The organism is Mycolicibacterium septicum DSM 44393 (assembly GCF_000455325.1).
GTDB classification, from domain to species: Bacteria; Actinomycetota; Actinomycetes; order Mycobacteriales; family Mycobacteriaceae; genus Mycobacterium; species Mycobacterium septicum.
The window spans coordinates 3,265,320-3,276,131 of sequence record NZ_HG322951.1; the positions used below are offsets into that span (position 1 = coordinate 3,265,320).

Here is a 10,812-nt window from a genome sequence, read left to right on the forward strand (position 1 = left end):
CGCAACGAATCCCTGAACGGTTACGAGCACGATCTGGAGCTCGAGCTGGACGGTGCCGTAGAGGTCCGCCCCGGACAGATGGCGGCCGGGGGAGTCCTGCTGGTCGTGGCGGTGATCCTGACCGCGCTGAACCTGCGGCCGGCGATCACCAGCATCGGACCGGTTCTCGGGGAGATGCGGGAATCGCTCGGTGCCTCGGCCGTCTGGGCCGGCGTGCTCACCACCCTGCCGGGACTGTGCTTCGCCGCCGCGGGCCTGACCGCACCGTGGCTGGCCCGCCGGATCGGGCTGGGCCGGGCGATCTCGGTCGCCCTGGTGATCCTCAGCATCGGCCTCTTGATCCGGGTGCTGGACGGCCCCTACGTGGTGATCGGCGGAACGCTCGTCGCCACGGGCGGCATCGCGCTGGTCAACGTGCTCATCCCGGTCGTGATCAAGGGGTCGTTCCCGGCTCAGATCGGCCTGATGACCGGTATCTACACCGCGGCCCTGCAGGGCGGCGGGGCGCTCGGGTCTGCGGTCACCCCGGCCCTGGAGCCCCTGCTCGGCGGCTGGCGCGGGGCGCTGGGTTCCTGGGCCTTGGTGGCCATCGTCGCGCTGCTGTTCTGGCTGGTCGGCGCGCGCGGCATCAGCCAGGCCCGCACCGAGAAAGCCGCCCCGGGCGGTTCCACGCGGTCCCTGCTGCGCAGCCCACTGGCCTGGACCATCACGTTGTTCTTCGGCTGCCAGTCGTTCCTGGCCTACATCATGATGGGCTGGCTGCCCGAGGTGTTCATCGACAACGGGGTCAGCAAGTCAGATGCCGGGCTCCTGCTCGGCCTGGTGTCGATCCTCGCGGTGCCGATCAGCCTGATCGTTCCGCCACTGGCGGCCAAGCAGAAGAACCAGAGTGGCTGGATCGTGGGGCTCGGCGTGATCGGCATGATCGGCATGATCGGCCTGCTCGTCGATCCCGGCGCGGCGCCCCTGCTGTGGAGCTTCTTCGTGGGCATCGGGATGAGCGTGTTCTCGCTGGCGCTCACCGTGATCGCGCTGCGGGCGCGCAATGCCGAGGACACCGCGCGGCTCTCCGGGATGGCGCAGGGCTTCGGCTACCTGCTGGCCGGCGTGGGGCCGTTCACGTTCGGGTTGCTCCACGACATGACCGCGGGCTGGACCGCTCCGTTCGTCATGGTGCTGGCGGTCTACCTGGTGCAGATGGTGGCGGGTGCACTCGCCGGCCGTAACCGCTACGTCTGAGCCACAAGCCCGGTTTGTGACGCCACAACATCGTGGTGCCTACCGGTGATCGGTCGCAGCCACCAGCATTGGTGAGGTGACCACCTATACCGCGCCGAGGCCGTTCCATACCGCCCTGCTGACCGAATTGGACAGTGCGGGTTCGGCATTCCGGCACATCACGCCGAACTGGTTCGCCTCGGTGATGGGCACCGGAATCGTCGCGACAGCCGCGGCCACCCTGCCGCTGCATGTGCCTGGACTGCACGAATTCGCCACTGCGGTATGGGTTCTTGCCGGCACCGTGCTGGTGGTGCTGACCGCGGCCTTCGCCACGCACTGGATCCGGCACCGTGAGCAGGCGAAAGCCTATGCAGCGCATCACGTGGTCGGCCAGTTCTACGGTGCACCGGCCATGGCGCTGCTCACCGTCGGGGCAGGGGCGCTGCTGCTGGGCCCTTCGATCATCGGGCCGTCCGCGGCGCTGGCCCTGGACGTGGTGCTGTGGACCGCCGGCACGGTATTGGGATTGGTTGTCGCTCTGTGGCTTCCGTTCACGATGATCACCCGGGAGGACCACACCGACGTGGAGGCGGTCCCGGCCTGGATGATGCCGGTGGTTTCGCCCATGGTGTCGGCCTCCACCGGCGCCCTGCTGCTGTCGCACCTCGGCCCGGGACAGGCCGGGATGACCCTGCTGGTGGCCTGCTACGCCATGTTCGGTTTGAGCCTGCTGGCCGGTCTGATCACCACGACCATGGTGTATTCGCGGCTGATGCACGGCGGCTTCAGCCAGGTGCAGGCGATTCCCACGGTGTGGATCGTGCTCGGTGTCGTGGGCCAGTCGATCACCGCGGCCAACCTGCTGGCCGCCCACGCCGGATCGGTGCTCACCGACGCGGCCACGGTCTCGGCGCTGCATGCCTTCGGCATCGTGTACGGCCTGGTGATGGGTGGATTCGGAGCGTTCGTGTTCTGCCTGGCCACCGCGCTCACGGTGCACGCCGCGCGGCGCGGGCTGTCCTTCAGCCTGACCTGGTGGAGCTTCACCTTCCCGGTGGGCACCTGCGTGACGGGTGCGACCGCGCTGGGTGCCGCCACCGGTGCGGCGGTCATTTCCGGGCTTGCGGTTGTGTTGTACGTGCTGTTGCTCGGCGCCTGGGCCACGGTCGCCACCAACACGGTGCGCGGGGTGCGGTCCGGCCGGCTACTGCGCGGCTGACGTCTGGCCCGTGCGTCACTCTCGGCGGTGTTGATGTGAAGCGATGTGACTGAGCAGATCGCGCACCGCCCCGGCCGGCGGGGTGCGGCCTCCCGACCAGATGGCGCGCAACTCGCGACGCAGATCCAGCCCGGCGATGGGCACCTCGCGCAGCCGGCCGAGCGTGAGGTCGTCATCGACGGCCAACCGGCTCATCACGGCCGGTCCGGCGCCGGCCAGCACCGCGGCGCGCATCGCCGCCGCCGAGGACAATTCGATCGCGGGATCGGCCTGCCGGCTCGTCGGGCCCAATGCGGAGCGCAGCGCGGAGCTGAGCGCTTCCCTTGTGCCCGAACCGGTTTCCCGTGACACCAGCGCCGTGTCGTTGAGTTCGGCGGGGCTGACCGGGGCCGATCGGCGGGCCCACTTGTGATCCGGGGGCACCACGGCGACCAGCTCGTCATGGGCGATCACCCGGCTGCGCAAACCCGCAGGCGTACCAGGGGACTCGATGAAGCCGAGGTCGGCCGAACCGTCGTGCACCGCGGCGATCACCTGGTCGCTGTTGGCTGCGGTGAGGATGACCTGTGGTGCCGTGGCGTTGCGGCGCGCGGCGTCGGCCTGTAGCGACACCAACCAGCGCGGCATGAGTTGCTCGGCGATGGTCAGGCTGGCCGCGACGGTGATCCGGCTGTGGCTTTCGCTGCGCATCGCGGCCAACCCGGCGTCCACGCGCCCGGCGACGTCGAGCAACTGGTCGGCCCACTCGGCGACCACCGCGCCGGCCGCGGTCAGCCGCGATCCACGGGGGCTGCGCTGCACCAACCTCGCCCCGGTCTGGCTTTCGATGGAGGCCAGGCGGGCGGAGACCGCCTGCTGGGTGAGACCCAGTTCACGCCCGGCGGCTCCGAGGCTGCCGGTGCGCGCGATCGCCAGCAGCACTTCGAACGCTGCCAGCTCGGGCATCCGGGCGCTGAGCGGCATGCTCAGGATCGTAGGTCGTGGTCACAAATCACGGTTGTGAACGCACCGGTTGTGGCCCTGCTCGGCCCGTGGTGTAGCCTGGCCGACGTGACTATCGGTGTGTGTGCCAGCTATTGGCGCTTTATCGAGGCTCCGGGCGGAGCCGATAAAGCGCAGCACTAAGCACGCATCCACCCGGAGCCCAGGCAGTGACCATCGGTCGCTGCCTTTCGTCGTTACAGGGCGCCGGATCCTTTGCCAGGTGCCCACCACCAGGAAGGCACCTGAAAATGAATTTGGCGCAGATCGCCAACGCCCCCACCACATCGGACCGACGGGTCCGTAGTTTCAGCGCGATTCCCAGCCCGCACGACGTGCTGACCGAGTTCCCGCTGGGGGAGCGCCGCGCCGAGCGGGTGGCCCGCGACCGCGACGAGATCGCCGACATCCTGGCCGGTCGCGACGACCGGCTGCTGGTGGTCGTCGGTCCGTGTTCGGTGCACGATCCCGCGGCCGCGCTGGAATACGCCAGCCGGTTGGTCAAGGTGGCCGACGAGCTCAAGGACCAGCTCAAGATCGTGATGCGGGTGTACTTCGAGAAGCCGCGCACCACCACCGGCTGGAAGGGTCTGATCAACGACCCGGGCATGGACGGCACCTTCGACGTCGCCCGCGGCTTGCGCATCGCCCGTCAACTGCTGCTCGACATCATCGACATCGGCCTGCCCGCCGGGTGTGAGTTCCTGGAACCGACCAGCCCGCAGTACATCGCCGATGCCGTGGCATGGGGCGCGATCGGTGCCAGGACCACCGAGTCGCAGGTGCACCGCCAGCTGGCGTCGGGGCTGTCGATGCCGGTCGGGTTCAAGAACGGCACCGACGGCAACATCCAGGTCGCGGTCGACGGCGTGAAAGCCGCTGCCGCCGAGCATGTCTTCTTCGGTATGGACGATATGGGCCGCGGCGCGGTGGTGAGCACCGCAGGCAACGAGGACTGCCACGTGATCCTGCGCGGCGGGACCGACGGACCGAACTACGGAGCCGACGCGGTGGCCGACGCGGCAGCCAAGCTCACCGGTGCCGGACTGCCTGCTCGTGTCGTGATCGATTGCAGCCATGCCAATTCCGGCAAGGACCATGTCCGCCAGGCGTCGGTGGCCGCGGAGGTGGCCCAGTTGGTTCGGGACGGGCTGCCGATCAGCGGTGTGATGCTGGAGAGCTTCCTGGTCGCCGGTGCGCAGGCGCCCGAGGCGCGGCCGCTCACCTACGGACAGTCCGTCACCGACAAGTGCATGGATTGGGACGCAACCGATCTGGTGCTGCGGGAGCTCGCAAACCGCAACGGCTAATTGCCGCTCGGCTTGCGGTACCGGCCGCCGGGATCACGGTCGAACCGGGGCGGATTGGCGGGGTCGAGTTCGATCAGGACGTCGTCGCCCGTGTCGTGAGGCGCGGTGAAGACGACGACGGGTGACCCCGCCAGCGGAACCCGGGTGTGATCGGCGACCATGTTCGCAGTCACCACCCGGTGTCCGGTCGGACCCTCGAATGCGACCGTGACGGTGAACTGCGGGTCGTCCGCGGTCCAGCGTTTCAGGAATGTCAGGGTGCACAGCTCGCCCGCCGAACGAAAGCCGTGGCCGCGCAAGGCCGCCAGCCGGTCTTGGCGCCGCCGGATGTAGCGCACACCCCGCCATGCCGTGACTGTGGCGGTCACCGCGCCGGCCGAGCACACCACGCTGGCCAGCGCGATGGCTCCGCTGCTGAAATCTCTGAACCAGACGGCGGCACCGAGCAACCCGACCGCGACGCCGGACAATGCGGGTATCACTGCGATCCAATTGCCGGTCCTGCGTTGCCCGAACGTGTCGCGGGCCTCGTCGGCGACGATGGTCGCGAGGATGGCGGGCAGGAACGAACCTATGATCGTTGCGACACCCAACCAGGGCGACGGGTGGTGGGTCTGCATGCTGCGAAACCAGAAACCCGCCCCGACCCCGACCACCACCCACAGCACGAAGCTGAGTCCGGCGAAGTACCGCAGCGTTTTCGACGGCCGGCAGATCGGCACGGTGATGCCGCCGTGCTTCTCCACGGTCGAGAAGTGGGGGAGCGTACTTTCCCAGGTGCCGGGCGGCTGCGCGGTGTCGCCGGTCATGCGGTGCCCCCTCAGCTCGGAGCCACCAGTATTGCCGCGAGTTGCCGGGCACCGGCGTCACGGACGGCCGACAGCTCGAGTTCTCACCAATTGTTCACGGCCTCAACACAGATCGGTCAGGCGCCGGCCTCGTTCTCGGACCGATCGTCTGCCCCGGGCTGCCAGCTGCCCGGCATCATCGGGGTGCTGGTGCCGCTGCCGAACGTGTCGTCATCCAGCATGGTCAGCCCGGCTGGCTCTGCAATGGTCGATTTCACCGAAGTGCCGGTGAATCCGAGATCTCCAGCGCCGCTGCCGGATGCGCTGGTACTCGCGGGTTGCTCGGGCGTGGGCGCGGCGGCATCGCCGTCGGCCGTCAGGAACTCGTAGCGGTAACCGCGGTCCTTGGCCGTCCCGCCGCGACGCTTGCGGGCCTGGGCCCGTCGCTTGTTGATCGCTGCCGCCGTCGCAGCGGCCGCTGCGGAAGCCCCGACGGAGTCCGAAGCCTTGGCTGTGGCGCTGTACTTAGATGTCGAGCCGAAACCGAATCCTGAACCTCCGCCCGGCACCGCGTAGAGGGCGTTCTCGGCCCCGGCCGGCATCGGAGCGGGAGTTGACGGTGCGGGGGCGGCGGGCGCGGAGGTGGGTGCCGTCGTAGGTGCGGCGCCCGCAGTCACCGATGCCGGTGCCGGGGAGCCGGGCAGCGCGGCCGCCGCGGGCTGCTCGGCGCGCGGGGCGATCTCCTCGGCCGGCGCCTCGATCGGAATGTCGTAGGCATTTGCCATCCCGACGATCCCGAGCAGTCCGAGCATGGCCGGGGAGGCCGCAGCGACCGCCGCGGCGTACAGCGGGGTGCCCAGCACCGCGAAGGTCGCCGCGTAGGCGCCGAGGAAGAACACATTGATATAGGTGCTGAACAGCAACGACGGGTCGGCGATGATCTCACCGAGGATCTGCGGAATCTTCCAGGGCTCGAGAATGAATTCCCGGAGCTGGTCGTACATCCCGTAGAAGTGGTCGGACTGCCCCTTGATCCAATTGCCGATCGGATCGTTGGCCTCGATCCACTCGACGAACTCCTCGTACGAGCTGATCAAGTCGCTCAAGCTCAGGGACGAGCCCGATTCGCCGGCCCTGGCCACGGCCGCCGACTGCGCCATGGTGGCCGACGCGGCGCCCGCTTCCCCGGCACCCGGGGCCAGCAGGATCGGCGCTGCGGTGGACGGCGGCGCGGCCGTCATCGCCACCTCGGAAGCCGCCTGATACACGGTCATCGTGGTCGCGGCCTGAATCCACATGCGGACGTAGTCGGCCTCGTTGACCGCGATGGGGATGGTGTTGATGCCGAAGAAGTTGGTGGCCACCAGCACGCCGAGGGTTGCCCGGTTGGCCGCCAGCTCGGCCAGCGACGGCATGGCCGCCAGTGCGGCGGTGTAGGACGCCGCCGCGGTCTCGATCTGGGTGGCCACCCCGGCGGTGCTCGCGCTCGTCTCGCTCAGCCACGCCAGGTAGGGAACATGTGCCGCCGTGTAACGCTCGGCGCTCGGACCCTCCCAGGAGCCGGCCTGCACCGTGCCCATCAGTGCAGTCAATTCGCTTGCCGCCGAGGAGTATTCGGTGCTCAGGGCGCTCCATGCGCCGGCGGCTGCCAACAGCGGTCCGGCGCCGGGGCCACTGCTGAGCAGAGCCGAGTGCACTTCGGGCGGGACGGCCATCCAGACCGGGGCGGTCATCGCAGACCGCCGGGCAGGGTGGGGGACGCAGTGGCGTCGCTATTTGCTGCTGTGGGGATGGGGGTGCAGATGGTCATCGGCGTTGTCCGGGGTGCAGTGCATGCAGGCGGCCCGGCGTCTCCTTTCGATCGTTTGCTCCCCCATCAGACAAGTATGGTTAGCATAAGCTAACTTCAGTCGATTTGGGGTATGAACTTCCTATGTTTTGCCGGAATCGTCAATTTGGGTTCGAGCTGAACTAGCGGCGGTAGGCCGGCAGGTTCTCGGCCAGTTCGTCGAAGACCCGCTGGTTGAGGCTGAACGCCAGCTTCACCTCGTCGACCACGCGGTCGATCTCATCCCCGTCGAGGCCCAGTCCGTCGAGGCGGTCGCGGTAGGCGTCCTTGTACGGCTTGGGCCGCATCGGGAAGTCGTAGAACGCCAACCCTTCGCCGTCGAGATCGAACGAGCGCCCCAAGATGCGACCGATGGCCTGGCCGCCGGAAAGGTCGCCGAGGTAGCGGGTGTAGTGATGCGCCACCAGCGCCCCGCCCCAGGGGGCATCGGCGAACCGGGCGCAGTAGGCGCGTACCGCAGGTGAGTCGACGACGCGATCCGCGCCGGGTGCCCAGTGGGCGAGGTCGGCATCGATGGCTTCGAGCCGCTCGAGTGCGGGGTCGTACACGGCGCCGACGAGGGGGTTGTCGCGGTGCTCCCGGACGGCGGTCTCCAGCGCGTCGTAGATCGCCCGCAGCCGCAGCAGATAGTCCACGTAGCCCTGCTCGTTGACCCGGCCGCTCAGCAGTTCGGTGACAAACGGCGACTGCTCGGCGGCGTCGTGCTGGTCGGTCGAGTCCTGACGCATCGCCGCGGACAGCGAACGGACGGACTCGGTTGCGACAGCGCTTGGCGGCATTCTCGGCTCCACTTGGTAGGGCTCAACTTTGACACGTTGTCAGCATCCTGACAACTTGTCGAAAACCTAGCACGGTGCCGACGGGTTCGGGGAGCTACGGGTGTTCGGGGGCCGCGTCGCGGCTAGAGCGCGACACCGAGTGCGCGCAGGACGAATCGTTCGATCGCCTCCACCGGAAGGTGGCGCGGCGCGAGACATGCGTGGATCAACGACATCGTGGCGGGCTCGCCGTCCACGACGAACTGCCCGGTGGCCACACCCTGGACCAGGATTTCGCGAAGCACGTCCTCGACAGCCACCACATGGTCCCGGATGGCCAGCATGGTTTCGGTCGACAGTGCGCCGTAGAGCTGCATGCCCATGCCCATGTGGAATTCCTGCCCGGCCTCCAGCTGATGCCGGATGTAGACCCCCAGGCGTCCGACCGGATCGTCGACCTCGGCCAGGGCGGCCCGCAACCCGTCGAGGTAGCGGGTCGTCTCGTGCGACGCGAAGGCGATCACCACGGATTCCTTGTCGGGGAAGTGGTGATAGATCGCGGTCCGGCCGATCCCGGCCTCGGCCGCGAGCTTGGCCATCGTGATCGCGTCGAAGCTGTGCTCGGCCATGAGTGTCGCGAACGCCTCGAAGATGCGCTGTTGGACCAGCTCGCGGTGTTCTTCGACCGATGAGGCGCTGATCCTGGGCACGCTCGACTCTAACGCCCGCTGCGAAATCCGAAGCTGTTAGTACAGCCTTAGCAATCGGCCGGTGATCACGCGGTCCACTACAGTCTCGATACCCAACTGAATGAACGGTGGTACTTCGTGCTGCGTGCCTTGCGGGGCTCACCCATCCCTTCACGCTTCGCCACCGCGGCGCGCACCCTGCATCCGGTCGGTTTGTCGGTCGCGCTGCTGTTCTTCGCCTGGTCCATGAGCCCGTCGCTGCTGCCGCGCGCCTGGTATCTGCAAGGGGTCGCGACGGGTATCAGCGTCGGGATCGGATACGGCCTGGGGTGTGCCGTGGCGTGGGTGGTGCGGCGGTGCGGGATCCGCCCGCAGTGGTCGTCGCGCACCCGCAGGATCGGGTGGTGGACGCTGGCCGGTGCCGCTGTCGTGGTCGTCCCGTTGTTCCTGGTGCTCGGGTCATGGTGGCAGCAGATCCTGCGCGACCTGATCGGGATGCCGCGCACCGAGCGGTCCTTCTACATCCTGGTGTTGTTGATCGCGGTGGCCATCGCCTTGGCTCTCGTCGCCATCGGGCGTGGATTGCGTTGGGCCACCAACCATTTGACCGATCTCGGTAGGCGGGTCGTACCCGGCCCGGCGGCCCGGCTGGCCGCGGTGGTCATCGTCGTGGCCCTGGTAGCGATGGGGCTGGACGGTGCGCTGCATCGTGGACTGCTGAGCATGGCCGAACGTTCGGCGAAGGTGGCCGACAAGAGCACCGCCGAGGGCGTGACGCAACCGGGTGCGCCGGAGCGTTCCGGTTCGCCGGCCTCGGCGCAGGCGTGGGACACCCTCGGGCGGGAAGGTCGCACGTTTGTGGCCGGCGGCCCGAGCGCCCAACAGATCTCGAAGGTGACGGGAGCCCCGGCACTCACCCCGATCCGGGTCTATGCCGGCCGCACCTCCGCCGACAGTGTCGAAGGCATCGCCGAGCAGGTGATCGCCGAACTGCGCCGCACCAGCGCCTTCGAACGGAAGGTGCTGGCCGTCGTGACCACCACGGGCCGCGGTTGGGTGAACCCGAATGTCGCGTCCGCCCTCGAATACGTCAACCGCGGGGACACCGCGATCGCGTCGATGCAGTATTCGTTCCTGCCCAGCGCGCTGTCTTTCATCGCCGATCGCGAGACCCCGCCCTTGGCGGGACAGGCGTTGTTCGAAGCGGTACACCGGGTTTGGGCTGCCCTGCCCGAAACCAAACGGCCGAAACTCGTGGTGTTCGGGGAGAGTCTGGGTTCATTCGGCGGACAATCCGCGTTCGCCTCCGGTGCGGACATCGTCGCCCGCACCGACGGTGCGCTGCTGGTCGGTACACCCAACTTCGCGCAGCCGTGGGGGAGGATCACCGCCAACCGGGACCTCGGCTCCTTGGAACGCCTGCCGGTGGTCGACGAGGGGCGCCACATCCGCTTCGCCTCCCGGACCTCCGATGTGAATCTGACCGGCCCGTGGGAGTTTCCGCGCGTGGTGTTCTGGCAGCACGCGAGCGACCCGATCACGTGGTGGTCGTTCGACCTGCTGTTGCACCGCCCGGACTGGTTGCGAGAACCGCTGGGTCCCGACGTGGACCCGGGGATGCGATGGCTGCCGTTCGTGACGTTCTGGCAGGTGACGCTGGACATGATCTTCTCCGCGGACGTGCCCTACGGGTACGGCCACGCCTTCGGCCCGGATGCCGCTGACCTGTGGGTCGACATCCTGGCGCCGCGCGGTTGGGATCCCGCGCTGACCCAGCGGGTTCAGGACGCCATCGCGAGCAGCGATCTGTCTGACTGACCTGATCGCCCGGCACGTTGTTGACGCAGCTGATAATTTGCTGCTGACACAAATGACCAGGGGGGTCCAGATGGCTCGGCATCGTCGTCACCGCACCAGTCCGTGGGTGCACTGGATACGCGTCGGCGCGGTGGCCGCGGGCGTCGGCGCGGCAGTGGGCACCGGTACGGCGATCGCCT

9 protein-coding genes are annotated in these 10,812 nt (G+C 68.3%); 4 read left to right on the forward strand and 5 right to left on the reverse strand.

Translation table 11 applies throughout. From position 1 onward, the window contains the following. Positions 1 to 78: 78 nt before the first annotated feature. On the forward strand, positions 79 to 1,239 hold the full coding sequence (locus tag TX88_RS15480; protein ID WP_044519439.1) for a CynX/NimT family MFS transporter: 1,161 nt from the start codon (positions 79 to 81) through the stop codon (positions 1,237 to 1,239). A gap of 76 nt (positions 1,240 to 1,315) precedes the next feature. Then, positions 1,316 to 2,440 (forward strand): TDT family transporter, encoded by a 1,125-nt coding sequence (locus tag TX88_RS15485; protein WP_244438431.1) that lies wholly within the window; start codon positions 1,316 to 1,318, stop codon positions 2,438 to 2,440. 15 nt (positions 2,441 to 2,455) lie between these two features. Here TX88_RS15485 and TX88_RS15490 read toward each other — a convergent pair whose 3' ends face one another. Next, positions 2,456 to 3,403: a LysR family transcriptional regulator gene (locus tag TX88_RS15490; RefSeq protein ID WP_044517965.1), complete on the reverse strand. Its 948-nt coding sequence runs from the start codon at positions 3,401 to 3,403 to the stop codon at positions 2,456 to 2,458. A 269-nt stretch (positions 3,404 to 3,672) separates the two neighbouring features. Here TX88_RS15490 and TX88_RS15495 point away from each other — a divergent pair, with 269 nt between their 5' ends. After that, positions 3,673 to 4,731 (forward strand): 3-deoxy-7-phosphoheptulonate synthase, encoded by a 1,059-nt coding sequence (locus TX88_RS15495; protein ID WP_044517967.1) that lies wholly within the window; start codon positions 3,673 to 3,675, stop codon positions 4,729 to 4,731. On the opposite strand, the gene TX88_RS15500 is transcribed toward TX88_RS15495, so the two are convergent. The 4 genes from TX88_RS15500 to TX88_RS15515 form a co-directional block, all read right to left on the reverse strand. Then, positions 4,728 to 5,540, reverse strand: coding sequence for a hypothetical protein (locus tag TX88_RS15500; RefSeq protein ID WP_044517969.1), 813 nt, complete (start codon positions 5,538 to 5,540; stop codon positions 4,728 to 4,730). The genes TX88_RS15495 and TX88_RS15500 overlap by 4 nt on opposite strands. 116 nt (positions 5,541 to 5,656) lie before the next feature. After that, positions 5,657 to 7,252, reverse strand: coding sequence for a PPE family protein (locus tag TX88_RS15505; protein ID WP_044517970.1), 1,596 nt, complete (start codon positions 7,250 to 7,252; stop codon positions 5,657 to 5,659). A gap of 238 nt (positions 7,253 to 7,490) precedes the next feature. Next, a complete protein-coding gene (locus TX88_RS15510) occupies positions 7,491 to 8,147 on the reverse strand; it encodes a biliverdin-producing heme oxygenase (protein WP_044517971.1) in 657 nt (218 codons plus the stop codon). 122 nt (positions 8,148 to 8,269) lie between these two features. Beyond that, complete coding sequence (locus TX88_RS15515) at positions 8,270 to 8,836, reverse strand: TetR/AcrR family transcriptional regulator (protein ID WP_044517973.1); 567 nt, start codon at positions 8,834 to 8,836, stop codon at positions 8,270 to 8,272. A gap of 117 nt (positions 8,837 to 8,953) precedes the next feature. On the opposite strand from TX88_RS15515, the gene TX88_RS15520 reads away from it, so the two are divergent. After that, on the forward strand, positions 8,954 to 10,633 hold the full coding sequence (locus TX88_RS15520) for an alpha/beta hydrolase (RefSeq protein WP_409365863.1): 1,680 nt from the start codon (positions 8,954 to 8,956) through the stop codon (positions 10,631 to 10,633). Positions 10,634 to 10,812: the final 179 nt, after the last annotated feature.

Excerpts from the sequence above, each read along its gene's own strand:
- TX88_RS15480 (WP_044519439.1), top strand. The coding sequence starts at position 79 with ATGGCGGCCGGGGGAGTCCTGCTGGTCGTGGCGGTGATCCTGACCGCG.
- TX88_RS15490 (WP_044517965.1), bottom strand. The coding sequence starts at position 3,403 with ATGCCGCTCAGCGCCCGGATGCCCGAGCTGGCAGCGTTCGAAGTGCTG.
- TX88_RS15495 (WP_044517967.1), top strand. The coding sequence starts at position 3,673 with ATGAATTTGGCGCAGATCGCCAACGCCCCCACCACATCGGACCGACGG.
- TX88_RS15500 (WP_044517969.1), bottom strand. The coding sequence starts at position 5,540 with ATGACCGGCGACACCGCGCAGCCGCCCGGCACCTGGGAAAGTACGCTC.
- TX88_RS15505 (WP_044517970.1), bottom strand. The coding sequence starts at position 7,252 with ATGACCGCCCCGGTCTGGATGGCCGTCCCGCCCGAAGTGCACTCGGCT.
- TX88_RS15510 (WP_044517971.1), bottom strand. The coding sequence starts at position 8,147 with ATGCCGCCAAGCGCTGTCGCAACCGAGTCCGTCCGTTCGCTGTCCGCG.